This is a genomic window from Streptomyces lincolnensis, from assembly GCF_021173675.1.
Classification (GTDB): domain Bacteria; phylum Actinomycetota; class Actinomycetes; order Streptomycetales; family Streptomycetaceae; genus Streptomyces; species Streptomyces lincolnensis_B.
In genome coordinates, this window is sequence record NZ_JAIHON010000011.1 from 153,137 (window position 1) to 178,943 (window position 25,807).

At 71.4% G+C, this 25,807-nt stretch carries 22 protein-coding genes; 7 read left to right on the top strand and 15 right to left on the bottom strand.

All coding sequences use genetic code 11. The features are described 5' to 3' along the window. The first annotated feature begins 261 nt into the window (after positions 1-261). Both K4B79_RS31520 and K4B79_RS31525 read left to right on the top strand, forming a co-directional pair. Positions 262-678, top strand: coding sequence for a hypothetical protein (locus tag K4B79_RS31520; RefSeq protein WP_232030704.1), 417 nt, complete (start codon positions 262-264; stop codon positions 676-678). Next, positions 678-1,214 (top strand): GNAT family N-acetyltransferase, encoded by a 537-nt coding sequence (locus K4B79_RS31525; protein ID WP_232030705.1) that lies wholly within the window; start codon positions 678-680, stop codon positions 1,212-1,214. The genes K4B79_RS31520 and K4B79_RS31525 overlap by 1 nt, the downstream gene beginning before the upstream one ends. 114 nt (positions 1,215-1,328) lie before the next feature. Here the strand turns inward: K4B79_RS31525 and K4B79_RS31530 are convergent, their stop codons facing one another. The 7 genes from K4B79_RS31530 to K4B79_RS31560 all read right to left on the bottom strand — a co-directional run bounded on the left by K4B79_RS31530 (position 1,329) and on the right by K4B79_RS31560 (position 11,808). After that, entirely contained in the window at positions 1,329-4,058 is a 2,730-nt protein-coding gene (locus K4B79_RS31530; protein WP_232030706.1) for a SpoIIE family protein phosphatase, read from the bottom strand. 388 nt (positions 4,059-4,446) lie between these two features. Next, on the bottom strand, positions 4,447-5,457 hold the full coding sequence (locus tag K4B79_RS31535) for a cytochrome c oxidase assembly protein (RefSeq protein ID WP_232030707.1): 1,011 nt from the start codon (positions 5,455-5,457) through the stop codon (positions 4,447-4,449). A 306-nt stretch (positions 5,458-5,763) separates the two neighbouring features. Then, positions 5,764-7,500 carry an amylo-alpha-1,6-glucosidase gene (locus K4B79_RS31540; protein WP_232030708.1) on the bottom strand — a complete coding sequence of 579 codons (1,737 nt, stop codon included), beginning with the start codon at positions 7,498-7,500 and terminating at the stop codon, positions 5,764-5,766. 74 nt (positions 7,501-7,574) lie between these two features. After that, positions 7,575-8,399 carry a carbohydrate ABC transporter permease gene (locus K4B79_RS31545; RefSeq protein ID WP_232030709.1) on the bottom strand — a complete coding sequence of 275 codons (825 nt, stop codon included), beginning with the start codon at positions 8,397-8,399 and terminating at the stop codon, positions 7,575-7,577. After that, the gene (locus K4B79_RS31550; RefSeq protein ID WP_232030710.1) at positions 8,396-9,370 is read right to left on the bottom strand and encodes a carbohydrate ABC transporter permease; all 975 of its coding nucleotides are present in this window, start codon (positions 9,368-9,370) and stop codon (positions 8,396-8,398) included. The genes K4B79_RS31545 and K4B79_RS31550 overlap by 4 nt, the downstream gene beginning before the upstream one ends. A 10-nt stretch (positions 9,371-9,380) precedes the next feature. After that, a complete protein-coding gene (locus K4B79_RS31555; RefSeq protein WP_232030711.1) occupies positions 9,381-10,622 on the bottom strand; it encodes a sugar ABC transporter substrate-binding protein in 1,242 nt (413 codons plus the stop codon). Between the two features lie 166 nt (positions 10,623-10,788). Then, positions 10,789-11,808 (bottom strand): LacI family DNA-binding transcriptional regulator, encoded by a 1,020-nt coding sequence (locus K4B79_RS31560; RefSeq protein ID WP_232030712.1) that lies wholly within the window; start codon positions 11,806-11,808, stop codon positions 10,789-10,791. 369 nt (positions 11,809-12,177) lie between these two features. Between K4B79_RS31560 and K4B79_RS31565 the strand changes: the two genes are divergently transcribed. After that, complete coding sequence (locus K4B79_RS31565; protein WP_232030713.1) at positions 12,178-15,828, top strand: LamG-like jellyroll fold domain-containing protein; 3,651 nt, start codon at positions 12,178-12,180, stop codon at positions 15,826-15,828. A gap of 71 nt (positions 15,829-15,899) precedes the next feature. On the opposite strand, the gene K4B79_RS31570 is transcribed toward K4B79_RS31565, so the two are convergent. Next, positions 15,900-16,529, bottom strand: a complete 630-nt coding sequence (locus K4B79_RS31570) for a hypothetical protein (RefSeq protein WP_232030714.1) — start codon at positions 16,527-16,529, stop codon at positions 15,900-15,902. Between the two features lie 33 nt (positions 16,530-16,562). Beyond that, positions 16,563-16,961 (bottom strand): DUF4333 domain-containing protein, encoded by a 399-nt coding sequence (locus tag K4B79_RS31575; RefSeq protein WP_232030715.1) that lies wholly within the window; start codon positions 16,959-16,961, stop codon positions 16,563-16,565. Positions 16,962-17,148: 187 nt separating this feature from the next. Here K4B79_RS31575 and K4B79_RS31580 point away from each other — a divergent pair, with 187 nt between their 5' ends. The 4 genes from K4B79_RS31580 to K4B79_RS31595 all read left to right on the top strand — a co-directional run bounded on the left by K4B79_RS31580 (position 17,149) and on the right by K4B79_RS31595 (position 20,466). Beyond that, a complete protein-coding gene (locus tag K4B79_RS31580) occupies positions 17,149-18,309 on the top strand; it encodes a sensor histidine kinase (RefSeq protein ID WP_232030716.1) in 1,161 nt (386 codons plus the stop codon). Positions 18,310-18,427: 118 nt separating this feature from the next. Then, positions 18,428-18,691 carry a hypothetical protein gene (locus K4B79_RS31585; RefSeq protein ID WP_232030717.1) on the top strand — a complete coding sequence of 88 codons (264 nt, stop codon included), beginning with the start codon at positions 18,428-18,430 and terminating at the stop codon, positions 18,689-18,691. 76 nt (positions 18,692-18,767) lie between these two features. Next, positions 18,768-19,151 carry a DUF779 domain-containing protein gene (locus K4B79_RS31590; protein WP_232030718.1) on the top strand — a complete coding sequence of 128 codons (384 nt, stop codon included), beginning with the start codon at positions 18,768-18,770 and terminating at the stop codon, positions 19,149-19,151. A 76-nt stretch (positions 19,152-19,227) separates the two neighbouring features. Further along, positions 19,228-20,466 (top strand): phosphodiester glycosidase family protein, encoded by a 1,239-nt coding sequence (locus K4B79_RS31595; RefSeq protein WP_232030719.1) that lies wholly within the window; start codon positions 19,228-19,230, stop codon positions 20,464-20,466. A gap of 3 nt (positions 20,467-20,469) precedes the next feature. Here the strand turns inward: K4B79_RS31595 and K4B79_RS31600 are convergent, their stop codons facing one another. From K4B79_RS31600 to K4B79_RS31625, 6 genes are all read right to left on the bottom strand, one after another. Then, the gene (locus tag K4B79_RS31600) at positions 20,470-20,664 is read right to left on the bottom strand and encodes a hypothetical protein (protein ID WP_067428087.1); all 195 of its coding nucleotides are present in this window, start codon (positions 20,662-20,664) and stop codon (positions 20,470-20,472) included. A 111-nt stretch (positions 20,665-20,775) separates the two neighbouring features. After that, a complete protein-coding gene (locus tag K4B79_RS31605; RefSeq protein WP_232030720.1) occupies positions 20,776-21,639 on the bottom strand; it encodes a phosphatidylinositol-specific phospholipase C/glycerophosphodiester phosphodiesterase family protein in 864 nt (287 codons plus the stop codon). A gap of 181 nt (positions 21,640-21,820) precedes the next feature. Next, on the bottom strand, positions 21,821-22,903 hold the full coding sequence (locus K4B79_RS31610) for an acyl-CoA dehydrogenase family protein (protein ID WP_232030721.1): 1,083 nt from the start codon (positions 22,901-22,903) through the stop codon (positions 21,821-21,823). After that, positions 22,900-24,081 (bottom strand): acyl-CoA dehydrogenase family protein, encoded by a 1,182-nt coding sequence (locus tag K4B79_RS31615; protein WP_232030722.1) that lies wholly within the window; start codon positions 24,079-24,081, stop codon positions 22,900-22,902. Before K4B79_RS31615 ends, K4B79_RS31610 begins: the two co-directional genes overlap by 4 nt. Further along, positions 24,078-25,049: an NADPH:quinone oxidoreductase family protein gene (locus K4B79_RS31620; protein ID WP_232030723.1), complete on the bottom strand. Its 972-nt coding sequence runs from the start codon at positions 25,047-25,049 to the stop codon at positions 24,078-24,080. The genes K4B79_RS31615 and K4B79_RS31620 overlap by 4 nt, the downstream gene beginning before the upstream one ends. A gap of 105 nt (positions 25,050-25,154) precedes the next feature. Further along, positions 25,155-25,754 (bottom strand): helix-turn-helix domain-containing protein, encoded by a 600-nt coding sequence (locus K4B79_RS31625; RefSeq protein ID WP_232030724.1) that lies wholly within the window; start codon positions 25,752-25,754, stop codon positions 25,155-25,157. Positions 25,755-25,807 lie beyond the last annotated feature (53 nt).

Here is a 25,807-nt window from a genome sequence, read left to right on the forward strand (position 1 = left end):
AGCACCACGAACAGTTCCTCGGCCTGGGGCAGCAGGGCCCCGGTACAGCACACCCGCGTCACGGTCCGCCGTTTCCACTTCGGAGCCGTCCGATATGTCACGCGGCGGGCCGCGATCGGCTACACCACTCGGCGGGAGGCCATCCTCACATCTCCTGCTCCAGATGCCGTAGCGGCCAAGCCGCTTCGAACGGACGCCCGTCAAGTCGGGTGCTGGGTGGCTTCGGTAGCCTGCTGCCAGCTGTGTGTCGGGGGAGTTGGCGTGGTGAACATTCTTTCCGTTGCCATCGGGGCTGGTTTCGGCCTCGTTGGGGCCGTGTTCGGGGCTTGGTTCACCGCGCGTCGGCAGGACCGCATGTGGCTGCGCGAACAGAAGCTGAAAGCCGGGGTCGGCTTCAACACCGCCGTGGTCCAGCTCATCGACCACCTCCGGGAAACACGGCTGGGTGACGACGGTGCCGGGGCCAACGAACTGGTGAGCCGGATGCAGGAAGCCCGGTCGGCCCTCTACCTGCTGTGCGCCGACGACACCGTGGATCTCGCCGGCGCTCTCGCGCGGCGGGTCTGGAGCTCCCGGCCCAGCGAGGGCCGGGACGATCGCAGGGCCGAGCACAGGGAAACGGAGGATCTGCTCCGCCGTTTCACCCACCAGCTCCGGCAAGAGATCGGCAGGACGTAGTGCGTCAGCACTCGATTTCCCTGGACAAGGTCGCGTTGGACGACTGGCAGGCCATTCACTCGTGGGCCTGTCTCCCGGAGGCTTGTCGTTTCCAGCCTTGGGGACCGAACACCGAGGACCAGACACGCGTTTTCGTGAAGGCCGCGGTCGAGGCCTGGTCGAGCACACCCCAGCAGAGGTTTGCCCATGTAGTGCGCATCGGGGGCGATGTTGTCGGTATGGGTGAGCTGCATGTCCGCAGTCACACGCAACGCCAGGGCGAGATTTCCTACATTGTGCATCCTCGGGCGTGGGGACAAGGAATTGGCACAGAAGTCGGACGGCAGCTTCTCTCCCGCGGCTTCGGCCAGTTGGGGCTTCATCGAATCTTCGCCACCTGTGACCCTCGGAATCTCGGATCCGCCCGAGTGCTGGCCAAGCTCGGTATGACATACGAGGGGCGCCTTCGACACACGGCATGGATACGGGACGGCTGGCGGGACTCCCTGGCGTTCAGCATTCTCGAAGAGGAATGGCGTGCCGAGGACGCGGAGTGATGCCGGCGTAGAGACGGTCGGTTCACGAAGTGGAGCCGCGCTCGCGCCGCCGCTCACCGGGAAACAGTGACAGGGCGTTGTCGCGGACAGCTGCGAACGTCGGCAGCATGACCATCACGGAAGTGGCTCCTCGTCGGGGGTGAGGGGCAGCGTGAACCAGACGGTTTTGCCCTGTGGGTGCCGGTGTGTGCCCCACTGTTTGGCGAGGGTGCCGATCAGGGCGAGACCGCGGCCGGACTCGTCCAGGGTGTCGGCCTCCCGGGGCCGGGGCGGGGTGGAACTGCTGTCGGTCACCTCCACGTTGAGCTCGGTCGCCGATCTGTTCACGCTGACGGTGAGGGGGCCGTGGGCGTGGGTGAGCGCGTTGGTCAGCAGCTCGGAGGCGAGTAGGTGTGCGGTGTCGATCAGGTCGGGGGGCAGTCGCCAGGAGGTGAGGGTGTCGGTGAGGAAGCGTCGCCCGAGGGGGACCGCGCGCGGATGCGGCAGGAGTCGGGTGCGTGCGTGGTCCGCGGGCGGCAGATGGACGAGGAGCAGGGTGACGTCGTCGCCGTGGCCGTCGTCGGCGGGCAGGAGCGTGGTCATGAGGTGGTCGGCGGCCGGTTCCAGTGCGGTCGGGGAGGTGCCGTAGGTGTGCAGGGCGCCGTCGAGGGTGTCGGCCAGTCGGCAGATCTGTTCCTCGATGTCGGCATGGGGCCGCTCGATGAGCCCGTCGGTGTACAGGGCCAGAGTTGCACCGGCGCGCAGGGGCAGGCTGGTCTGGTGGTGGGGGAAGCCGCCGATGCCCAGCGGGACACCGACCGGCAGGTCGAGCGGGTGTGCCGGTCGGTCCGGCGCGGCGAGCAGCAGCGGCGGGTGTCCGGCCGAACAGGCGGTCAGCTCCGCCGATTCCTGGTCGATGATCAGGTAGCAGCAGGTGACCATCTGGTCGGGCAGGTCGCACACGAAGGCGTCCAGCGCGCCGATGAGCCGGTCCGGGGGAAGCCCGGCCTGAGCCAGAGCGTGGGCGGCGGCACGCAGTTGGCCCATGACGGCGGCGGCCTCCAGGCCCCGGCCCATGACGTCACCGATGACAATGCCGGTCCGGCCGGCACCGAGGGGGATGAAGTCGAACCAGTCGCCGCCCACCCCCGCGTCCTGCACGGAGGCCAGATAGCGACGGGCGCTGGGCAGCTCCTCAAGGACGGGCGGGCTGCCCATGAGGCTGCGCTGGAGGGTGTAGGCGATGTGGTGCTGCTCCTCGTAGCGGGCGGCACGTTCCGCTTCGGCTTGTCTGCGCTCGCTGATGTCACGGACCGCGATGGAGACGAGCAACCCTTCTTCCGTCTCCAGTGGGCCGACGCTCACTTCGATGGGAAACTCGCGTCCTTCGCTGTCGTGGGCGATCAGATCGGCGTCCGCGTTCATCGCCCGGGCCTGTGGCCGGGCCAGACAGGCGCGCAGCAGGGCGTTGTGGCGGCGGCGCGCACGGACGGGGGCCAGGTCGTGCACGGGGGAGCCGACCAGGTGGCTGCGCGGATACCCGAAGAGGGCCTCGGCCTGGGCGTTGGCCATCACGATGATGCCCTCCCCGTCGGTGATGAGGGTGGCGTCCGGGGCGCACTCCAGCAGAGCGCGGAAGCGGTGTCGGGCCCGCTCGCCGTCCTGCTGGGCGAGGATGCGTTCCGTGTCGTCGGTGGCGATGCCGCACACCGCGTACGGTGCGCCGCGCTCGTCGGTGAGCGGGAAGAGTGTGGTGAGGAAGTGATGGGCGCCGTCCGCCAGTTGGAAGGTGTGCTGGCGTTGCAGGCTGCGGCCGGTGGACTGCGCCTCGATCTCGGCCGCGCGCAGCGGCTCCGCGTCCCGCGGGGGAAGCACGTCCTCGATGCGGTGTCCGAGGATGCCTGTACGCGCGGTACCGGTCAGCCGCTCGAAGCCGACGTTGACGGCCAGGTACCGGCCGTCGCTGCCTTTGATGAAGATGGCCGCCGGGGTGTGGTCCATGAACCGTTGCAGCCAGGCGTACTCGCGGATGTGGCGCCGGATGCGGTCGTGCGCGAGCTCGGCGCGGCGTGCCACGGCCAGTGCCGTGAGGCTCACGACGGTGAGGATCACCGCGTGGGCGCAGGCCACCAGGGCCGAGCCCATCCGGGTCTCGTACCAGCCGGCGTCCCGCCCCTTCAGGCGCAACCAGCCCACCACCGGTGGCACCACCAACCCCGCGACGGCCATCCAGCGGCCCACCAGCCCCGTCGGGCCGGGGTTCAGCAGCAGCGCGGCCGGTCCGGAGTCCGGGCGCGACAGGAACGTCGCCGCTCCCAGCAGTACCAGGGCCAGGGCGGTGTGCAGGGCCATCCGCGTGTAGTCGTCGATCTGGCCGAGCTGCGGCACCCGGTAGGCGAATCCGTACACCCGCAGCAGTCCGAGCATCAGCACGATCAGCGCGCACACCTGCCCCAGACGGACGGCCCAGGCGGATCTGCGGCCCAGGGTGAACTGCGCGGTGCCGGCCAGCACCAGGGCCAGCGCGGTGTTCGGCGACATCCGTCCCGGCGGCGCACCGGGTTGGGCCGTGTCGTCGTGGAACACGAGCTGATCGATCCCGGAACCCGCGTCCACGGCGAACTCGGCCAGGGTCAGCGCGCCGATACCGATCGCCACCGAGGCACCGAACGGACTCAGCCGGGCCGGACCCGGTGCGCCCCGATCACGCAGGATCAGCAACAGGGGCACGGACAGCGCCAGCAGCGCGAGCGCCGAGTTCGGCTTCATCGACGTCTGCCCCGCCACGACACTCTTCAGCGCGTCGACGTCGAAGACCCATCCGGCCAGACCGGTGCCGGCGAGCAGCGCACAGGAGGCGGCCATGACGCGGGCGAACCGCTGAGCGCCTCTCCCGGCCACCTCGTCCGGTTCCGCCCCCTGTTCGCCCGCCGGTGGTCGCTTCGGCAGCCCCCGTCGGGGCCCCGCCCTGTCGCCTTGCTGATGTGACGCGTCCAGCACCGCCCGCTACACCCGCCCATCGCCTTCCCGCATACTCGCCTCGCCCCGCCTCGCAGGCTCTGGCACACAGATACGCCAGGCCAACGTAGCCGGTGGTGAGGAGGGCGGGTCGCGCACTCTCCCAACTGGTCGAATACCGACGGCGAGTTACCAAAAGAGGACAAGGGTGGAGCGCAGGGAGAGGGCTGGACGCTCACATCCGCACCACGGCACCACTCGCCCGGGAGCGACGCCGTGAGCCACCCCGAGCCGCTCAGTGGCCCCGGTTGTGGTGGCGGATCCTGGCGGCCACGTCGTTCTGTTCGGTCTCCCACCAGGGGCGCACGCGGTCGGGAGCGGGAGGCGCGCCGGGCTCCGGGGCCGGTGCGGCGGCGAGTTCCGCGTCCAGGCGGCGGTCGAGGACCGCGGTGCGGGCGCGTTCGGCGCGCGCCCACTGGAAGAGGACCGCCAGGAGGAAGGGCAGGGCGACCAGTTCGGCGATGCCGAGCATCGCGCCGCCGCCGACCTGCTGGTCGTGCCGGACGTCCGGCGACCAGGACGGGGCGTGGTGGAGGTACCAGGCGCCCGCGATCAGGGTGCCGTGCGTCATGACGACGAGCCCGGGAACCGCGTCGACGATGCCGTCGAGGAACACCAGGGCCGCCCGCACGGGGTGCGTGCACCAGGACGGCAGTGTCTCCTCCCGGGTCAGCACCGGTACGACGAAGAGGCAGCCGGCCGCCAGCAGGTGCAGGTACATCAGCTCGTGCAGCCAGCCCACCCGCAGCGCCGTGGCGAAGTACGGCGTGAAGTACACCGTCAGCTCGGTGGCCAGCACCAGGGCCGTACTCACCAGGGGGAAGGTCAGCGCCCGCACCACCCTCCCGGTCATGACCCGCCGGACCCGTCCGCCGGCCCACCCCGGCAGCGCCTCGACGGCCAACCGCAGCGGATCACCGAGTGCGAGGCCGAGCGGCACCACCAGGTCGAGCAGGACGTTCTGGACCGCGGCCGGCCAGAACAGCACCTGGTCGTAGACGGCGAGGGAGGACATCGTCGCCACGATCAGTCCGCCCAGCCCGAGGAGCCCGAAGGCGGCGGTCCGGGCGAACGGCCAGGGCGCACCGCGCCGACGCAGCCGCGCCACGCCCCAGCCGTAGAGCGCGCCCAGGGCGACGGCCAGCAGCAGCGCGGGGACGTCCAGCCGCCACGAGGACAGCACGCGCCCTCCGGTCAGCTCCGCGAGCTGCCCGACCGCCACCTCGGTCACCCCGTGGCCGACCATCCGGCCCCTCCTCCCCCGCCCCCTCCGGGACGCGTCGACTCGGCCGCACAGCCGGACGGTATGCCCCGCCGTTCACGCGCCGGGCGGCGGGGGGTCCGTGGGCGTCCGGACGCGGAACAGCAGGCACCCCGGAAGCGGAGGAGTGCCCCGCTTCGGTGCGGCCGGACTCCCTGGTTACCGTGTACGCGCTCACGACCGGGGCCTGATGCCCATCGGTGGAGCGCCTTCGGGCCGAGCGGACTCTCGCGGTGGCCGCGCGCACGATCACCGCGGGCGTCCTGGACGTCCTGCTCGCGGCGATGGCCTTCAGGTCTCGGAGCGGTGGGTGTGGGCCTCGGCGAGGATGAGATAGCTGCTGGCGGTCCAGGTGTAGGCGCGGTCGCGCAGCCCCGTGCCGGTGAGGGCGTCGAAGTTCTCGGCGAAGCCGTGGGCCTCGCACAGGGCGCGGAAGCGGGCGCTGATGTCGTCGGCGAGGCGGTGGTGGCCGGCGCGGCGCAGGCCGTCCTCGACGAGGACGGTGGCGGGGGCCCAGATGGGGCCGCGCCAGTAGCCGTCGGCGAGGTAGTGCGGTGAGGTGGTCAGTTCGGTGGCCAGGCCGTACGGCGTGAGATGGGCCTTGATGTGGTCGGCCAGGGCGCTGCCGATCTCGCCGGGCAGGTGCTCGCCGAGCACGATGGGCATGAGGTCGAGGAGGCTGGAGCTGCTCCAGGTGTCCCCGGTGGCGACGCCCCGGGCGACGAAGCGGTCCCCCCTCCAGAGCTGGGCGAGAAGCGCGGACTGGATCTCGTCCGCCGTCCGCGTCCATCGACCGGCCTCGTCCGGTCTGTCCAACTCCCGGGCAAGGTCGGCCAGTTCGTGGAGCTGGAGGACGATGAAGGCGGACAGGTCGGCGGTGGCGACCACCCGCTCGGGGTCGAAGGTGGTGGCGTTGTCCCAGCCGCTGTCGTTTCCGTGCTGGTAGTGGGCGAGTTCGGCGCCGGGGGTGCGGCGCTCGGTGAGCCAGAAGTCCGTCCAGCGGGCCAGCTTGTCGTAGGTGTCGGTGAGTTCGGCCCGGTCGGGGGGCGTGGGCAGTCGGCGGCGGAGGTGGCCGAAGGTCCAGCCATGGATGGGCGGCTTGACGAAGTTGTGGAGGACCTCGGAGTGGGTGACCGAGTCGGGCAGGGCGCCGGTGTCGTCCTGGTGGTCGAAGGGCAGGGCGAACTGGTCCAGTGCCAGGTCGGGGCAACCGGTGGCCAGGGCGAGGGCGTTGAAGCAGTGGTCCCAGCTCCAGACCTTGTCCATCCAGTGCTTGGACATCAGCACCGCGGGCCGGCCCACCAGGCCCGCCGGACGCACGGTCGCCGACCAGAGCACGTAGGCGGCGAGTTCGGCGGCCGGGGTGGCGGACGAGCGCCAGGGAGCCACCGTGTCCACGAACTCCGTGAAGGACCGCCCCGCCGCCTCGACCACCTCGTCGAACGTCGCCGAGGACGTGAACCGCGGGCGGGCGGTGTCGAGTTCCTCGACGGCGATCTCCCAGGACCCGTCCGCCTCCGCGGCCAGGGTGAGACCGCGCTCGGCACTGCCCAGCGCCTGGTCCCCGGCCGTGTCGGCGACGGTGCCGGACAGCACGGTGACGCGGTAGCGGCGGCCGGTCTCGTACGACGTGAACACGTGCGCGCCGGCGGCCGGGTCGTGGAAGAAGTACGTGCCGCTGAACGGGGTCAGGACCGGTGCGGCGGCGGTGACGGTCATCCCCAGGCCGCTCCCCCGCAGACGTACGGTGTCCGGCGTCTCGTAGGCGAGATCCACCCGCCCGCCGCCCTCACCGGTCCAGGTGAGCAGGCCCGGCGTGGCCCGGAGGCCGCTCTCGGCCCGGCCGCCCGCCGGGTCCAGCGGGACCAGGCGCAGGACGGCGTGCATGCCGTTCTGGTGGGAGACGAGGTGGAGGTCGTCGGCGTAGGTCTTCTCCGCCACCACGGGTGAGATGTCGAACCAGGAGCCGTGCGTGCTGAACGGGATGTCGTGGACGGAGAAGGCCGGGCCGGAGGGGGCGGCGGTCATGAAGAGGTACTCGTTTCTCGAGCAGGGAACGTCAAGGGCACGGGGATGCCCCTGGGGAGTCGGAGGAGCTTGGGTCAGTCCTTGACCGCGCCGGCGGTCACGCCCGCGGCGATGTAGCGCTGGGCGAGGACCAGGATGACCGCGGCGGGCACCGAGGCCACGACGGCGGTGGCCATGATGGCGTTCCACTCCTGGTTGTTGTTGCCGATGTAGTGGTAGATGCCGAGCGTGATCGGCTCGTGGGCACCGCCGTTGACGAGGGTGCCGGCGAAGACGAAGTCGGACCACGACCACAGGAACGCGAACAGGGACACCGTGACGACGGCGTTGCGGCTCATCGGCAGGACGACGGACCAGAAGGTGCGCAGCGGCCCGGCGCCGTCGGTCTTGGCGGCCTGGAGCAGTTCGCCGGGGATGCCGGACATGAACGCGGTGAAGATGAGCACGCCGAAGGGGACGGCCAGGGTGGAGTCGGCGATGATCAGGCCGGGGACGGACTGGAGCAGGCCGAGGCTGAGGTAGATGGCGTAGAAGCCCATCGCCATGACGATGCCGGGGATCATCTGGGCGGCCAGCAGGACGAAGTTCAGGACGCCCGCGCCGCGCGGGCGCAGCTTGGCCAGCGCGTAGCCGGCCGGGGCGGACAGGGCCACGGTCAGCGCGACGGTGCCGAGACCGACGACGAGACTGGTGCCCAGGTAGGGCAACTGCTCGTCGAGGACGGTGCGGTAGCCCTCCAGCGTGCCGTGCAGCGGCAGGAGGTCCGGCGGGCTCTTGCGCATGTCCTGCTCGGGGGTGAGCGAGACGTTCACCATCCAGTAGACCGGGAAGAGCATGATGCCGGTCAGCAGCAGGCCGACGGCCGTCTTCCACCACGTACGGCTGATGGCTCGGTTCATGACAGCGCCTGCTTTCGCTGGGCCCGGACGTAGATCAGGCCGAAGACCAGGGCGGCGATCACGAGGAGGTTGCCGACGGCCGCGCCCGGGCCGAAGGCGGGCAACAGGTTCCCGAAGCCGAGTTGGTAGGACCAGGTGGCGAAGGTGGTGGACGAGTCCGCCGGACCGCCCCTGGTCATGATCCAGATGATGTCGAAGACCTTGAGCGTGTACACCAGGCCGAGGAGCAGGGTGATCGCCGACACCGGGCGCAGCAGCGGGACGGTGATGCGCCAGAACCGCTGCCAGGCGTTCGCCCCGTCCAGGGCCGCCGCCTCGTACAGGCCGGCGGGGATGGACTGGAGGCCGCTGTACAGGACGACCAGGTTGAAGGGGACGCCGATCCAGATGTTCGCGATGATCACCGAGGCGAGTGACCAGTCCGGCGAGGTCAGCCAGTTCACCGGTCCGATGCCGAAGGCGTTCAGGAAGGCGTTGACCACGCCGGAGTCGCTGTTGAGCATCCACGACCAGGTGGAGGCCGACACGATCAGCGGCAGCAGCCAGGGCACCAGGAACAGGGCGCGCAGGGTGGCGGAGAGCCGGAAGTGCTGGTGGAAGAAGACCGCCAGGGCCAGGCCGATGGCGTACTGGAAGACCAGGCACACGGCGGTGAACACCACGGTGTGCAGCAGGGCCGGGGCGAAGGTCGGGTCGTCGAAGACGGTGAGGTAGTTCTCGATGCCCGTGAAGGGCGCGTCGCCCTGGACGAAGGAGCGGACGGTGTAGTGGCGCAGGCTGAGGTCGATGTTGCGGTAGAGCGGATAGGCGTAGAAGAGGACGAGGTAGAGGGTCACCGGGGCGAGGAACGCCCAGGCGGCCCACTGCGCGGAGGGCGGGCGGCGCCGCGTCCCGGCGCCGCTGTCCCGGGGTGGGGCGGCGGCCGGGGCGCGCACGGGCCGGGGGTCCGGCGGGCGGGTCGTCTGTTTCATCGGGCTCACGTCACTTGACCGCGGCCTGCGCCGAAGTGAGCGCGTCCTTGGGCGACTTGGACCCGCTGAGGGCGGACTGGACGGCCTTCCACAACTGCTCGGAGATCTTGGGGTACTTGGTGCCCAGGTTGTCGCTGGTGCGTCCCTTGGCCTGCTTCACCGCGTCGACCCAGGGCTTGAGCGCGGCGTTGGCCGCCACCTGCTTGTCCTGGACCTCGGTGGTGGGGGCCACGTAGGACAGGGTGGTGTCGGTGTCGTACAGGTTCTGGGTGCTGGTCAGACACGCCGCGAGCTTCTGGGAGGTGGTGTAGCGGCCGGTGTCGTCCTGGACCGGGAGGGTGACGAACTCGCCGCCGGTGGGAGCGGCGGCGCTCCCGCCCGACACGGCGGGGACGGGCAGCACCCCGTAGTCGAAGCCGGCCTTCTCCGCGTTGGCGAGCTGCCAGGTGCCGTTCTCGGCGAACGCGTAGTCACCGCCGGCGAACTCCTGCCAGCTGGTGGTCTGGGTGTTGTTGAGGACCGAGTTCGGGGCGTAGCCCTTGTCCAGCCAGCCCTTCCACAACGACAGCGCGGAGACGGCCTGTTCGGAGTCGAGCCGGGTCAGTTCGGCGCCCGCGCCCCAGAACCACGGCAGGAACTGGAAGCTGCCCTCCTCCGTGCCGATCGCCGAGAACGTGATGCCCTTCTTGCCGGCCTTCTTCACCTTCTCCAGCGCCGCCGTCAACGAGGGCCAGTCCTTGACCGAGGCGATGTCCACCCCGGCTTCCTTCAGCACGCTCTTGTTGTAGTAGAGGGCGAGGGTGTTGGCGCCGATCGGGGTGCCGTAGGTCTTTCCGTCCGACTGGCCGGCCGCGAGCAGGTTCGGGTCCACCTTGGAGGTGTCCAGCTTGTTGTCGTCGGTCGTGGTGAGCACGCCCGCCTCGGCCAGCGTCGACACCACCGGGTTGTCGACGACGAGAATGTCCGGGGAGTTGCCCTGCTGGGCGGCGAGCAGGGTCTTGTTGGCCAGGTCGCTGGTGTCGTAACCGGTCCGCTTGATCTTCACTCCGGCCTCGGTGCCGCAGTCGTCCAGCAGTTTCGTCCAGGCCGAGTCCTTGGTGAACTGCGGATACGGGTCCCAGACGGTGTACGTGCCGCTGTCCGCGCCCTTGGCGCCGCTGTTGCCCGAGCCGGAGGAACAGGCGGTGCCGACGAGGGCGACCGCGGTCGACACGGCCATGGCGGCGAGGAGTCGTCTGGAGGAGCTGTGCATGGCAGGTCCTTCGTTCTCGGCACACGGGTGCCGTGCGAGTGGTGACACGGGTGGATGCGGGCACGCCGAACGGCGAGGTGGGGCGTGCTCGGAAGATGGCGGTACGAAAAGCCGTGCGGAAGGTGGCGGTACGAGGAGCCGTGCTGTGGGGTCGGGCGTCCGGTGGTCAGGCGTCCGGTGTTCCGGCGGGCCCGGTGCTGGCCCGCAGTGAGATCGGTGGCGTGAGCAGGTGGTGCCGGGGCGGCGCGTCGGGACGGTCGAGCCGCTCGATGAGCAGATCGACGGCACGCCTGCCCAGCTCGGCGGCCGGTACGTCCGCCGCGCTGAGCTGCGGGTTCACCGTCTCCGCCCAGCGGGCGGCCACGACTCCGGTGACAGAGAAGTCGCGCGGCACATGGCGGCCCGCCTGGGCGAGCCCTCGGTAGAGGCCACCCAGAGCGGCTTCGTTGAGCGTGACCAGGGCCGTGGTGTCCGGGTCGTCGTACAGGATCCGTTCCAGACACGCCTGGCCGGACGCCGCGTCGTCCCCGCAGCAGTACGTCCGCACGGTCAGGCCGCGCTCGGCCGCGGCCTTGGTGAAGCCGTCCAGGCCGCGGTGGGCCGACTCGTACCCGGCCCGCAGGAGTTGCTCGGGACGGTTGACGAAGGCCATCCTGCGGTGACCGAGGTCCGCGAGATGGTGGACGCACGCCGCCGCCAGCGCGGTGTGGTCCAGGCCGACCCACCAGCCGCGCTCCGGACGGGCGGTGCGGCCGATGGTGACGGAGGGGAAGTCCAGCGCGGCCAGGTGATCGACCCGGTCGTCCTGGAGTCTGATCTCCATCAGGATCGCGCCGTCGACCCGCCGCTCCCCCAGCAGCCGCTGGAACGAGCGGTCGCTGTCCACGCCGCTGGGGGACAGCAGCACGTCGTAGTCACGGGCCGCCGCGGCCTCCACGACACTGCCGATGAAGTCCAGCTGCATCCCCGTGTAGTGGTTCCCGGCCGGCGGGAAGACCAGCCCGATCGTGCTGGTGCGTCCGTTGGCCAGGGCCCGGGCGCTGGCGCTGGGCCGGTACCCGAGTTCGTCCACCACCTGCTGGATCTTCCGGCGCGTGTCCTCCGACACCGGGCGCTTGCCGCTCAGCGCGTAGGAGACGGTGCTGCGCGAGACGCCGGCCCGCCGGGCGATCTCACCGATGTTCACGGGGACTCCTTCGTCGAACCGGTTCACCTGCGACCGATTGTCGAACCGGTTCGCGTGAAGTGAAGGTAGGAACTGCCTCCACGCCTGTCAACACTTCCGACGCCACTTCCTCGGACCTGGCGAGAGGCCTGAAGAAGCTTGTGTCGAAGGGATTGCTGGGGGCGATCGACGGTGCTAGCTTCCCGAACCGGTTCGATGAACTGATCCTTCCGACACCCCCGGGCCCCTTCCGACCCTGCTTTGCCGGCACAAGGTCGACCTCTCCCTGCCCTGACGAGCCCCTCTCCTCTGCGGCCCACTCGATCGAACCGGTTCGACAGCCCGCACACCCTTCGACACCCGCACACCCAAGGATTGAGGACGCGATCCATGCCATCCGCTGACAGATCCGCCCGGCGTCGGCTCCCGGCCGCCGTGGCACTGACGCTCGGCGCGGGCCTGCTGGCCGCACCGGCCGTCACGGCCCAGGCGGCCGACATGCCCCCGCCCACCGCCCGTTACACCTTCGACCAGGACGACCTGGCCTCCGGCCGGATCGCCGACAGCTCCGGCAACGGCCTGACGGCGAGTCTGGTGAACGGTTCCACCGCCCAGTCGGTCGCCGGCTCCGACGGAGGCAGGGCACTGGCCCTGCCGGGCGGGGCGTCCACCTCGAACGGCGCCTACGTCCGACTCCCCCGCGAGATCCTCGCCGACGCGACCGACCTGACGGTCTCCGCCCGCGTGAAGTGGGGTGACGACAAGTCCGCCTGGCAGCGGATCTTCGATCTGGGCACCGACAACACCACGTACCTCTTCACCACCCCGTCCAACGGCAGCGTGCTGCGCACCGCCGTGACCACCGGGGGCGGCGGCGCGGAGGCACAGGTCAGCGGCTACGCGGCGCTCCCCGCCGACCAGTGGCGGACCGTCACCGTCACCCTCGACACCGCCGCCGGCCGGGTCACCACCTACCTCGACGGCGTGGCCGTCTCCTCCGCGCAGACCGCCGTCAAGGCCAAGGACCTGCTGGGCGCTTCGGCCACCGCCGCCGGGTACATCGGCAAGTCCTTCTGGCCGGACCCGCTGCTCAAGGGCGCGGTCGACGACTTCACCGTGTGGCACGCGGCGCTCAGCCCCGCGCAGGTGGCCGGTACGGTCACCGCCGTGCCCACCCTCCAGGAGCTCTCGAAGACGACCTTCGACGTCCGCACGACGACCGGCACCGCTCCGTCCCTGCCCGCCGCCGTCCGCGCCACGTTCTCCGACGGCTACGACCGTGACACGCCGGTCACCTGGGACGCCGTGCCGTCCGACCGGTACGCCCGGCCGGGCACCTTCACGGTGGCGGGAACCGCGGCCGGCCGCGCGGTGCGGGCGACCGTCACCGTGGTCCGCGAGGGCCAGCTCACCGTCGACCTCGGCTCCGACACCGGCGCGTTCCACGGCGGCGCCTCCGGCACCCTCTACGGCGTGTACGGACCGGACGTGCCCACCAACAACCTCATCGAGGGCATGGGCCTGCGCACCGTCTCCACCAAGGCGCAGGACGGCCCGCAGCACCCCGGTGCCGACGCGCTGGAGGTGGTCAAGCCGCTGGCCGACTCCACCGACGGTGACGTGTACATCTACATGACCGACATCCACCGCGGCTTCCCGTACCAGTGGCCGGGCGACACCCCCGAGGAGAAGCTCAAGCTCTACCGGGAGAAGATCGCCAAGCAGGTCGACCAGGTCCTGAAGCTGCCGAAGGAGTACCAGGACAACATCGTCTTCGTGCCGTTCAACGAGCCCGAGGGCAACATGTTCGGCACCGGCGAGTGGAGCTACGACAAGGTCAGCTGGCTCGACAAGCCGGACGCCTACTTCGCCGCCTGGGACGACTTCTACAAGCTCATCAAGAGCAGGATGCCCGAGGCCCGCATAGCCGGCCCCAACACCAGCGTCCTGTACGACCAGGTGAAGGGCTTCCTCACCCACACCCTGGCCGCCGGCACCCTCCCCGACGTCATCACCTGGCACGAGCTGAGCCACCCGGAGGCGGTGCGCGACAGCGTCGCCAAGTACCGGGCGTGGGAGAAGGACCTGTTCAAGGGCACCGACCGCGAGGGCACCCAACTCCCCGTCAACATCAACGAGTACGCCTTCAACTACCACACCTCGGTCCCCGGCCAGATGATCCAGTGGGTCTCCGCGATCGAGGAGTCCAAGGTGGACGCCGACATCGCGTACTGGAACATCGACGGCAACCTCTCCGACTCCGCGGTGCAGTCCAACCGCGGCAACGGCCAGTGGTGGCTGCTGAACGCGTACGCCTCGATGAGCGGCCACACGCTGAAGGTGACGCCGCCGTTCCCGGGCGAGAACTACACCATGCAGGGCGTCGCGACGCTGGACGAGAAGAAGAAGCAGTCCCGGCTGATCTTCGGCGGCTCCACCGGCAAGGGTCACATCACCTTCGCGGGCGTCCCGAAGAAGCTCTTCGGCGACCGCGTGCACGCCTGGGTGAAGGAGATCGACTGGAGCGGCCAGGTCGGTGACAACTCCGGCCCCAAGCTGCTCGCGGAGCAGAACCTGAAGGTCGGTGACGACGGCACGGTGGTCGTCGACTTCGGCGAGGGCGCACTGCCCGGGCTGAAGGAGTCCTCGGCCTACGAGATCGTCCTCAGCCCGGCCGGCGACGCGAAGGCCACGCAGTCCCCGCCCACGCGCCGGCAGGGTTCGTACGAGGCGGAGGACGCGGCCCACACCGGGTCCGGCTACTCCAAGAACGGCCCGGAGGGCTCGCCCCGTGACGTGTCGAAGTTCTACACCTCCGGCGGCTACGACGTGGGCGGCCTGCGCACCGGCTCCGACGTCACCCTCGACTTCACGGTGGACGTGCCCGAGGACGGCACCTACGACCTGAGCGTCTTCGCCAACTCCCTCAACACCTTCGACAAGGTGAAGGACCAGGGCCCGACCAACGTGTTCCTGCGGGTGGACGGCAAGGCGGACGGCGAGCAGGAGCTGTACCTGCCGCTCGGCTACAAGTGGGTGGTGTGGGACCACGCCGACACCAAGGTGAAGCTCACCAAGGGCAAGCACACCTTGACCCTGGCGGCGAGGAGCGCCGACGGGAAGCGCGTCACCCAGGGTGACGCCATCGTCGACCGTCTCACCCTCGCCCTGCCCTCGGCCTCGGCGAACACGCAGGTCTACGAGGGTGAGCTGGCCTGGCTGACCGGCGGGGCCCGTCCCGTCTACGACCTGCCGAAGCGGGCGGCCGGCGGATCGGGCGCGGCCCGGCTCGCCAAGGGCCAGACGGCCACGTTCTGGGTCTACTCACCCGCCGACCGCGAGGCCACCCTCAAGGTCGACACCCTCGGCGGATCGGGCGCCCGGCTCTCGGTCAACGGCCATGACGTGCTGCGCCTGGGCAAGGGCACGAGCGGCGTGGCGGTGTCCCTCTCGGGCGGCGTCAACAAGGTGACCCTGACCGGGGGTTCCTCCCCCACCCTCGTCGACCGTCTCCGTGTCACGCCCACCGAGGGCGCGCTCCCGGCGCGGACGTACGAGGCGGGGGACGCCGCACTCGCCGGGTCGGCCACGCTCACCCCGCTGTCCCTGGCCACCGCCGGCACGGCCGTCACCGGCATCGGCGGCGACCCGGGCAACGGCAACACGGCCACCTTCACCGTCACCGCCGACCGCGCCGGCCTGTACGCGCTGCGCGTGCGCTACTCCAACCCCGAGCAGGCCGAGGCCACCCACTACAACCCGGACCCGCTCGCCCGTCACGCCGACATCAGTGTCAACGGCGGCGAAGTGCGGCGCGTCGGCTTCCCGCACAGCTTCCACCAGAACAACTTCTGGGAGCTGACCGTCCCGGTCCAGTTGAAGAAGGGGCAGAACACGATCACCTTCCGCTCCGAGGAACTGCCCAACTTCGACGGCACCAGCTACGCCTCGGACACCTTCCCCGGCGTACCGCTCCGTTCCCGCTACGCGCCGCTGATCGACCGGATCGCCGTCGCGCCGTACGCGCGGGAGGTGCGATGAGCTAGCGGTCGGTCGCCCGGGTCCGTCGCGGCGGACCCGGGCGGCCCCGCGCCCGCGTTCAGTGGCCGCGTTCAGTGCCCGACGGGCGGCTCGAAGCAGCCGGTCTCCGGGTAGGGGCCGTTGGCCCGGGCCTCGAAATTGGTCTTCTGCACGAACGCCGTGACGCAGGCGTCGTCATGGACACGCAGCGCGACCCGCGTCCCCTCGGGCGTGACGTAGCCGTCGTTCTCCCAGCGCGGGGACATCGCCGCGACCGTGAGCGTCCCGCCGGTCCGCCTGCCGTCCCGGGTGACGCGCTCCTCCTCGTAGCCGAGCCGGAGCAGGGCGGTCCGCACCGACGCGGGGTCCCACGTCCGCTGCTTCCAGAGCCGTTCCAGTACGGGCCTGATACGGCCGGCCTCCCGCTCGGCGTCCTCCGCGTGGGCGGGGGTCATCTCGCCCGCCCGGCGGTAGGCGTTGTTCTCGTTGTAGTGCGGGGCCCCGTCACCGGCACCCGGCTCGACATACGGCGAGGCCCCCGCGGGAGCGGACGGCGACGGGGACGAGGAGGACGAGGGCGAGGGCGCAGACGTGCCGGGAGTCGCTCCTGCCGCCTCGTCCGACGCGTGCAGCCGGCCGCAGGCGGTGAGGGTGAGCGCCGCTGTGAGGACGAGGACCACGGCGCCGAGAGGAACACGCCGGACGGACGGTGAGGTGGACATGCGCCGACTCTCTCATCACGGACGGCCCGAGGGTCAGCGTTCGAACGTCCAGTGGACCGTCGGTTCCGTCGGCTTTCCCTCGACCTCGACCTCGACCACGCTGACGGGGATCTCGATCCGCCCGTCGTCGCTGCGCGCCGTGCAGGTTTCCCGGGCGCCGACGACCGCCTTGAGGTGGGTCGGGCAGGACACGTCGTGGATCTTCCGGCCGACCCAGGGCAGTGGGTGGTACCAGCCCTGGATGCGGCTCTCGATGATCGTGCGGTGGACGGCGGGGTGGCCGTCGACTGTCACGTACAGCCCGCCCCGGATCCGCTCGACCCTGGTGTGCTGTCTGTCCTTGGAGGCGAGAGCGTGGGTGATCACGCCTCCGACGGCGGCCACGGCGATCGCGCCGCCGACCGCGCCGACGACAAACCCGCTGTGCCGCATCACGTACTCCCAGGAAGCAGGCCTTGAGAACCCTAAGAACCCAAGGGGGGCGGAACGCCTGCTCCAGCCTCCCCCGCGCACCCCTCCGCCCGCCTCGGCCATACGGCCATACGCCCGCGCGGGGGCGGCCCACTCCCTCGGCCGATCGACCGATCCCGCCGCCGACGGCCCGGCATACCGTGATCGCATGAGAACCGCCTCCACCCGTGGCTGCGCCTGGGGCTTCGCCGTCGGCGCCCTGCTCATGGCGTCCGCCGCCGACGTGGCCGCCGCGACCGAATCCCGCGGCTCGACGGAGGCGACCGCGATCGTGCTCTCCACGGGTCTCGCGGCCGTGCTGTGGCCGGTCCGGCGAGCACCGCGGTGGCTCACCGTGCCGCTGCGCACCGCGGTCCCGGCAGTCGCCTCGGCGGCCTACACGCTGGCCTCGATCTCGATGGGCCGGCATGCCCCCTTCGGCCCGGGCGAAGTACTGGTCCTGCTGTGCCTGCTGTTCGTCGCGGTACGGCACTGCCCGCCCCGGTGGGCCCTGGCCTGCGCGGTCCTGGACGGCGCCGCCCTGCTCGCCACACCGGTCCGCCTCTTCGGGGTGACCGCGGAGGAGACACAGGCCCTGATGCTGGCGGGCCTGGTCCTGGTCGGCCTCACCGCGGGCCTCGCGGGCTACCTGCGGTCCCTGGACTACCGACGCGCCGTGGCCGTCACCGAGACGCGCCGCTCCGAGCGCCTCGCCATCGCCGCCGACCTGCATGACTTCGTGGCCCACCACGTCACCGGGATCCTGGTGCAGACGCAGGTGGCCCGCATGATGGCCGCCGACCGGCCGGGCGAGCTCGACCCGGTCCTCTCGACCATCGAACGCGCCGCCACCGAGGCGCTGGCCTCGATGCGCCGCACGGTCGGCGTGCTGCGCGACACCGGGACGGAGCCGGGCGGCCGCCGGCCGGCCGGCGACCTGGCGGGCATCGGCGAGCTCATCGACGGCTTCGCGGTCCCGGGGCAGCGGGTCACCCTGCGCCGCGATCCCGCCGTACCGGACGACCTGCCGCACGAGGTGCAGGCCGCCGCCTTCCGGGTCGTCCAGGAGGCGCTGACCAACGTACGGCGGCACGCGGCCGACGCCACCGAGGTCACCGTCGACCTGCGGTGCGACGGCCGCCGCCTGCACGTCGCCGTGACCGACAACGGCCGCGGCGGCACCCAGCTCCCCGACGCCGCCCGCGGCGGTGGCTTCGGCCTGGTCGGCCTCAAGGAGCGGGTGAGCGCCCTGAACGGCGATCTGCGCTGCGGCGCCCGCCCCGAGCACGGCTGGAACGTCCGGGCGGTCTTCCCGTTGCGGCTGCCGTGAAGCCTTTGTGCAGGGCCGATAGAGCTTCAACTCTCAAGATTCCCTTACGGTGCGGCGCCTGTGACAGTGGAGACAAGGGGAGACCACACAACGCCAAGCCAAGCCATTTGGACACGAGTTGACGCACAACCAACACTCCCGCACCGCCATGGGCACGATCCTGGTCCCCGTCCTCGTGGGAACCCTGACCCTCGGCGCCGCCGTGATCCCCACCCTGACCTCCTATGCCGGCGCACCGGACACCGGCGGCCGGGGCGACTACATCCAGCCGACCGTCTCGGTGCAGCGGGAACAGCAGCGCCCCCTTCCCGCACCGTCCCCGCTGCCGGCCCCGTCCGCTCCGACGGGACTCGACGCCGACCCTCCCGTCCCGGGTTCCTGACGGACCGCGGCACCGGACGCCCCCGGTCACCGGCCGTGCAACCCCCTCGCAACCTCGCTCCTGCTGCACTCGTCCCATGGCCGAAGAACCCACGTACGCCCCCGTCGACGAGGTCCCCCGCGTCGAGCTCACCCCCGCGGCCGCCGAACTCCTCAGACGACTGCGGGAGACGCACGGCCCCCTGATGTTCCACCAGTCCGGCGGCTGCTGCGACGGCAGCGCCCCCATGTGCTACCCGGCCGGCGAGTTCCGGACCGGCGGCTCCGACGTCCTGCTCGCGGAGCTGGAGGTCGCGGGGGTGGAGGAGCCGGTGACGTTCTGGATGTCGCGCAGCCAGTACGAGGCGTGGAGCCACACCCGGCTGATCGTCGACGTCGTCGAGGGCCGGGGCAGCGGTTTCTCCCTGGAGGCACCCGAGGGGGTGCGTTTCCTCACCCGTTCGCGGGTCGTCGGCGCCTAGACACCGCGCCGGTCACGACACTCTGGTGCACTTCCCCTGAGTCCTGGGACAGTCGACGAGACATCAGGGGGGATCTGTGACACACCGTCAAAGACAGGGCAGAGCAGGCAGAACGGCACTGACGTTAGCCGCGGTACTCGGCACGCTGGCCGGTGCGGCCCTGGTGGGGGCGGCACCGGCCGGCGCCGTGTCGAGCCGGGTGACGCTCGCGCCGGGCGTCGCCTACGAGCGGTTCGACATCCGGGCGGCCAGGGGTGTCACCCGCGCCCACGTCATCAGCGTCGACCTGCGCAAGCCGGGCGTACGGCTGGATCTGCTGTACCCGGGGAAGGTGGCCTCCCGGTCCACCGTCTCCGCCATGGCCGACGCGGCCGGTGCCGTGGCCGGGGTCAACGGCGACTTCTTCAACATCAGTGAGACGCAGCACCCGGGCGTCGAGGCGACCGGCGCGAGTGTGGGCCCGGCCATCGCTCAAGGCCGGGTCCTCAAGGGGGCGGTGCCGAACGGCCAGCGCTTCGGCCCCGCGCTGCCGCCGGGCACGAGCACCGAGGACGTCATCGGCGTCGGTGTCGACCGCAGGGCCCGCCTGGACGCTCTGGCCCTGGACGGTTCGATCCGCACGCCCGTGGGACGGCTGCCGCTCGGCGGGCTCAACCAGTACGCACTGCCGGAGGGTTCCATCGGCGCCTTCACCTCCGACTGGGGCTCCGCCTCCCGGGTGCGGGCCACCTGCGGCACGGACACGGACCGGGCGGCGCCGTGCAGCACGGACACCTACGAGGTGACGGTCCGCCGCAACAAGGTCGTGTCGATGTCCGACATCCCCGGCGGGGGTCCCATCGCCGCGGGCACCACGGTCCTGGTCGGCCGGGAGGAGGGCGCGCGGCAGTTGCGGAAGTTCTTCACGGGCGAGCCGGTGAAGGTGGTGCGCCGGCTGGTGGCGTCGGCGTCCCGGGTGCCGTACCGGTTCGCGCTCGGCGGCTATCCGGTCCTCAGGGGCGGCAGGCCGCTGCCCGGTCTGGACGCCACGATCTCGGCGGTGCGCACCGCGGTGGGTGTCGCGGACGGCGGGCGGCGTCTGCTGCTGCTCGCGGTGGACGGCTCGCCCGCGTACCGGTCCGGTCTGACGATCGCCGAAGTGGCGTCGACCATGCGGGAGTTGGGCTCCGTGGACGCCTTCAGCCTGGACGGCGGCGGCTCCTCTGCCCTGGTCGCCCGCGCACCGGGCGCGAGCGGGGTCACCGTGCGCAACAACCCGAGCGCCGGGGCCGAACGCCCCGTCCCGAACGGGATCGGGGTGTTCGTGACCCGCTGACGCTCACGGTCTGAGGCTGCTGACGATGTCCGCGGTGGCCGTGAGGCCGCCACTGATGGTGGGCGCGATGCTGGTGCTCGCCAGATAGAAGCCGAGCAGCATGCACACCATCGCGTGGGAGAACTTCAGTCCGCCGCTGCGCAGGAAGACCACCGCCAGGATCACCAGCAGCAGCACCACAGAGATGGAAACGGCCATTGTCGACTCCTCCGCCACGCCGCTTCGCCCTTTTCACGACGTTCGGCCGCAAGTGTGGCGTAGCGGAGGGTTCGTCCGTGCGGATGAGCTGTCCGCCGAACGTGTGGTGTCCTACGCCGACCGGTGGGCGTCGAGGAAGGCCTCCAGGCCCGCGAGGTCGTCGGTGTTGATGTGGTCGACGTCGGCGGCGAGCAGTTCGCTCCACACCGCGTCCCGGGCGGGTCCCGCCACGTCCGGCGTCGCCCACAGCCGGACCCGCTGGCCGCGCGCGTGGGCCGTCCGGACGATGCCGCGCAGCTTCTGCCGCTCGGCGTCGGGGAAGGCGCCGACGCCCGTCCAGGTGAAGTTGAGCGTCCAGTTGTCGGAGATCAGCGGGATGAAGGAGGCGGGCGCCGGGCCGCCCAGGTCGGCGAGACGGCCGTCGTAGAAGGCCCGGCGGACGGTCTGGGCCTCCATCGGCGCCCGGGCCGCGCGGTCGCCGGAGATCACGGCGGTGACCGGGCCGCGGTGGACGCGGCCGTGGGCGTACGTGGTGAACAGGTGCTTGTAGCGCTTGAGATGCCGGTCGAGTTCGAGGTACGTCGAGGAGCCCTCGGTCTTGATGTCGATCAGCAGTTGCAGCGGGCGGCGGTCGCCCCGGTACACGGACCCGTGGTGGGCCCGGACGCGGGCGGCCAGCGGGTCGAGGTAGAGGGATTCGAGGGTGCGGCTCGGGTCGAGGTCCTCGGGGTCGTGGGCGACGAGGAGTTGGTCGCCGACGAGGTAGATGTCGGCCTCGACGCTGCCGAAGCGGTGGTCGAGGGCGTCGAAGAGGGGGCGCGGGTGCTCGTAGTCGTTGTGGGCGTGCGCGCGCCACAACGGGCGGCGGTGACGGTGCTGTTCCCCGGCCGCCGCACGCGTGACGGGCACGGCGACCGCGCCCGCGAGGGCGGCGCCGAAGGTGGTGAGGACTCTGCGGCGGGTGGTGAGTGCCATGCTCTGCCTCCCTGACAGGACATTCGGATCGCTGTGAGTATGCGATCCGAAGGCGCCCGAAGTGCAGGGCCGGGAGAGGAGTTGGCCGGACTGCCGCTGTCCGTTCACCTCGTCGGCGCCGGGGACGGCGGGGGTCACGAAAAAGCCCGCCCCTGGTGGGGCGGGCTTTCCCGGGTGAACGTCAGGGGGCGCGCAGGTCGACGAGTTCGGCCAGCGCCTCGCGGTGGGCGCCCGCCGTGCCGTAGGCGATCGAGTCGGCCTTGGCCCGCTTGAGATACAGGTGGATCGGGTGCTCCCAGGTCATGCCGATGCCGGCGTGCAGTTGCAGCGCCTCCTCGGCGGCGTGCACGGCGACCGACGCCGCGTAGGCCTGGGCGACGGCGACCGCGACCTCGACGTCCACGCCGGTGGCGAGCGCGTCGGCGGCGTTGCGGGCGGCGGCACGGAGGTTGACGACCTCCAGCCACAGCTGGGCGAGCCGGTGCTTGAGCGCCTGGAAGCCGCCGACGGGCCGGTTGAACTGCTTGCGCTCCTTGAGGTAGCGCACGGTCTCCGTCAACGCCCACTCGGCGAGCCCGAGTTGCTCGGAGGCGAGCAGCCCGGCGGCGGAGCGCAGGGCGCGGCGGACGGCGGGTTCGGCGTCGCCGAGCAGGCGGCCCGGGGCACCGTCGAGCACGATCTTCGCCACCGGCCGGGTCAGGTCCAGGGACACCTGCCCGGTGATCGTGGCCGAGTCGGCGTCGACCGCGTACAGGCCGCCGTCGTCGGCGGGCACCAGCAGCACGTCGGCGACGGCCGCGTCCGCGATCGCGGTCAACTCGCCGTGCAGGGCGCCGCCTTCATGGCGCACGACCTGGTAGGCACGGCCCGCCGCCACGTTCTGCGCGACGGCGAGCGCTCCGATCCGCCGCCCGGAGGCCAGCTCGGCGAGCAGGTCGTCGGCGCCGCAGGCCAGCAGCGCCTCGGTGGCGATGACGGCACTCGTCAGATAGGGCACGGGAGCGACCGCGCGCCCCAGCTCCTCCATCACCACGGCGACTTCGCGGTGCGTGGCGCCCTGGCCGCCGCGCGACTCGGGCACCAGCAGGCCCGCCAGGCCCATGCCGTCGGCGAGGGCCTTCCAGGCCGCGAGGTCGTGCGGGGCGTCGGACTCGGCGCGGGCGATGACGCCGGGCGCGTCGCAGTGGTCGGCGAGCAGGTCCCGTACGGCGGAGCGCAGGGCCTCTTCCTCCTCCGAGTACAGCAGGTCGGGCGCCTTCGTCATCGGGCCAGGTCCTTCCATGCGACGTCCTTGTCGGTGCGCGGCTCGGACGGCAGGCCCAGCACGCGCTCGGCGACGATGTTCAGCAGGACCTCGCTGGTCCCGCCCTCGATGCTGTTGCCCTTGGAGCGCAGATAGCGGTAGCCGGCGTCGCGGCCGGTGAAGTCCACCAGCTCAGGGCGGCGCATGGTCCAGTCGTCGTACAACAGGCCTTCCTCGCCGCGGAGTTCGACCTCCAGGCCGCTGATCTCCTGGTTGAGGCGGGCGAAGGCGAGCTTCATGCCGGCGCCCTCGGGGCCGGGCTGGCCGGCCACGAGCTGCTGGCGCAGGCGTTCGCCGGTGAGGCGGGCGACCTCGGCGTCGACCCACAGCTTCAGCAGCCGCTGGTGCAGGTCGTGGGTGCGCAGGTCGGGGCGCTCGCGCCAGGTCTTCGCGACCGGGCCGATCATGCCGCCCTCGCGGGGCAGCCGCATGCCGCCGATGGCGACGCGTTCGTTGTTCAGGGTGGTCTGCGCGACCCGCCAGCCGTCGCCGACCTCGCCGAGGCGGTGGGAGTCGGGGATGCGGACGTCGGTGAGGAAGACCTCGTTGAACTCGGCCTCGCCGGTGATCTGGCGCAGCGGCCGGACCTCGACGCCCGGGTCGGTCATGTCGCAGAGGAAGTAGGTGATGCCCGCGTGCTTGGGCACGTCCGGGTCGGTGCGCGCGATGAGGATGGCCCAGCGGGCGTTGTGCGCGCTGGAGGTCCACACCTTCTGCCCGTTGACGACCCAGCCGTCGCCCTCGCGGACGGCTCGGGTGCCGAGCGCGGCGAGGTCGGATCCGGCGCCGGGCTCGCTGAACAGCTGGCACCACACCTCCTCGCCGGTCCACAGCGGTCGCAGATAGCGCTGCTTCTGCTCCTCCGTGCCGTACTTCAGGATCGTCGGCGCGGCCATGCCCAGGCCGATGCCGATGCGCCGCGGGTCGTTGTCGGGGGCGCCGGCCGCCTCCAGCTCGGTGTCCACGACGACCTGGAGGGAGCGCGGCGCGCCCAGTCCGCCGAGGCCCTCGGGGTAGTGCACCCAGGCGAGCCCGGCGTCGAAGCGGGCCCTGAGGAAGTCGAGCCTGTCGGTGGTCGCGGGCGGGTGTGCGGCCAGCAACTCGGCGGTGCGGCGCTTGAGTTCGGCTGCGTCGGTCATGCCCCGGCTCCTTCCGTCGGCAGGACGGCGATCCGGCCGGTGGTGACCCCGTCGCCGACCCGCTGGACCGCGGCGGCGGCCTCGGCCAGCGGCACCCGCTCGCTGACCAGCGGCTTGATCGCGCCCCGGGCGGCGAGTTCGGTGAGCTGCTCGTGGCAGTGCCGGACCAGCTTGGGGTTCTTGGTGTTGTACAGGCCCCAGTGCAGTCCGAGGACCGCGTAGTTCTTCACCAGGGCGTGGTTGAGCGCGGGGCTGGGGATCGTCCCGCTCGCGAAGCCGACGACGACGATCCGGCCCTCGAAGGCGACGACCTTGGCGGACTGGGTGTAGGCCTCGCCGCCCACGGGGTCGTAGATCACGTCGGCGCCCCGGCCCCCGGTGGCCTCCTTGACCGCGGCGACGACGTCCTCGCTACGCCGGTCGATCACCAGGTCGCAGCCCAGCTCCCGGGCGACGGCGGCCTTGTCGGCGCCGCCGACGACACCGATCACCCGCGCGCCGGCCGCCTTGCCGAGCTGCACGGCCGCGCTGCCGACCCCTCCTGCGGCAGCGTGGACGAGCAGCGTCTCGCCGGCCTCCAGACCGGCCCGGCGGTGCAGGCCGAACCAGCCGGTCTGGTAGCCGATGTGCAGGGCGGCCGCCTCGGCGTCGTCCAGCGAGTCGGGCGCGGGCAGCAGGGCGGCGCTGTCCGCGACGGCGTACTCGGCGAAGCCGCCGTGGGGCAGTGCGGGGTTGGCGATGACCCTCCGACCGTCCTCGGTCTCGCCGCAGATCTCCACACCGGGGGTGAACGGCAGCGGGGGCCTGACCTGGTAGTGGCCGCGGACCATGAGCACGTCCGGGAAGTTGATGTTGGCGGCACGCACCTTCAGCAGGACCTGGCCGTCACCGGGCGTGGGCCGCGCCACGTCCTCCAGGCGCATCACCTCGCCCGGCTCGCCGTTCTCGTGCACTTGCCATGCCTGCATGCGGTGCCTCCACGGGACTGCGTCGTCGTACCGGAGCCATGACCGGGGTATGAACCGGCGTCACCGCATACTAAGCGGTCGCTTGCCATGAGGGAACCGTCGGCGTCAGTCGTCTTCGCCACCCCTGCGCTTCGGCCGCGCCCGCACGTGCATCCGCTCCCCCTGCGGCCCGAACAGACTCAGGAACTCCACCGGCCCCTCCCCCGTCGACCCGAACCAGTGCGGCACCCGGGTGTCGAACTCCACCGCCTCCCCGGCGGTCAGCACGATGTCGTGGTCACCGAGGACCATCCGCAGCCGCCCCGCCATCACGTACAGCCACTCGTAGCCCTCATGGGTCCGCGGCTCCGGCTCGGCCTGTTCCTGCGGCACCAGCACCTTGAAGGCCTGGAGGCCGCCCGGCTGCCGGGTCAGCGGCCAGTACGTGCGCCCGTGCCGCCTGATCGGCTCGGCCCGCACCCGGGGATCGCGCACCGCGGGCGCGGCCACCAGCTCGTCCAGCGCCACCTCGTGCGCCCGCGCGATCGGCAGCAGCAGCTCCAGGCTGGGCTTGCGCAGCCCGGACTCCAGCCGGGAGAGCGTGCTCACCGAGATGCCGGTCGCCTCGGACAGACCGGCCAGCGTCGCCCCCCGCTCCTTGCGGATCCGCCGCAGCCGGGGGCCGACCTCCGCGAGGACCTCGTCCATACCGTCGTCGTCACTCATGACTCCATTGCAGTTTCGGCAAACACATTTGTCAATGCGGCATTGGGAGAGCG

Excerpts from the sequence above, each read along its gene's own strand:
- K4B79_RS31555 (WP_232030711.1), bottom strand. The coding sequence starts at position 10,622 with ATGCACAGCTCCTCCAGACGACTCCTCGCCGCCATGGCCGTGTCGACC.
- K4B79_RS31615 (WP_232030722.1), bottom strand. The coding sequence starts at position 24,081 with ATGACCGACGCAGCCGAACTCAAGCGCCGCACCGCCGAGTTGCTGGCC.
- K4B79_RS31605 (WP_232030720.1), bottom strand. The coding sequence starts at position 21,639 with ATGGCACTCACCACCCGCCGCAGAGTCCTCACCACCTTCGGCGCCGCC.
- K4B79_RS31570 (WP_232030714.1), bottom strand. The coding sequence starts at position 16,529 with ATGTCCACCTCACCGTCCGTCCGGCGTGTTCCTCTCGGCGCCGTGGTC.
- K4B79_RS31535 (WP_232030707.1), bottom strand. The coding sequence starts at position 5,457 with ATGGTCGGCCACGGGGTGACCGAGGTGGCGGTCGGGCAGCTCGCGGAG.
- K4B79_RS31610 (WP_232030721.1), bottom strand. The coding sequence starts at position 22,903 with ATGACGAAGGCGCCCGACCTGCTGTACTCGGAGGAGGAAGAGGCCCTG.
- K4B79_RS31625 (WP_232030724.1), bottom strand. The coding sequence starts at position 25,754 with ATGAGTGACGACGACGGTATGGACGAGGTCCTCGCGGAGGTCGGCCCC.
- K4B79_RS31620 (WP_232030723.1), bottom strand. The coding sequence starts at position 25,049 with ATGCAGGCATGGCAAGTGCACGAGAACGGCGAGCCGGGCGAGGTGATG.
- K4B79_RS31590 (WP_232030718.1), top strand. The coding sequence starts at position 18,768 with ATGGCCGAAGAACCCACGTACGCCCCCGTCGACGAGGTCCCCCGCGTC.
- K4B79_RS31545 (WP_232030709.1), bottom strand. The coding sequence starts at position 8,399 with ATGAACCGAGCCATCAGCCGTACGTGGTGGAAGACGGCCGTCGGCCTG.
- K4B79_RS31530 (WP_232030706.1), bottom strand. The coding sequence starts at position 4,058 with ATGGCCGCCTCCTGTGCGCTGCTCGCCGGCACCGGTCTGGCCGGATGG.
- K4B79_RS31565 (WP_232030713.1), top strand. The coding sequence starts at position 12,178 with ATGCCATCCGCTGACAGATCCGCCCGGCGTCGGCTCCCGGCCGCCGTG.
- K4B79_RS31575 (WP_232030715.1), bottom strand. The coding sequence starts at position 16,961 with ATGCGGCACAGCGGGTTTGTCGTCGGCGCGGTCGGCGGCGCGATCGCC.
- K4B79_RS31600 (WP_067428087.1), bottom strand. The coding sequence starts at position 20,664 with ATGGCCGTTTCCATCTCTGTGGTGCTGCTGCTGGTGATCCTGGCGGTG.
- K4B79_RS31540 (WP_232030708.1), bottom strand. The coding sequence starts at position 7,500 with ATGACCGCCGCCCCCTCCGGCCCGGCCTTCTCCGTCCACGACATCCCG.
- K4B79_RS31580 (WP_232030716.1), top strand. The coding sequence starts at position 17,149 with ATGAGAACCGCCTCCACCCGTGGCTGCGCCTGGGGCTTCGCCGTCGGC.
- K4B79_RS31550 (WP_232030710.1), bottom strand. The coding sequence starts at position 9,370 with ATGAAACAGACGACCCGCCCGCCGGACCCCCGGCCCGTGCGCGCCCCG.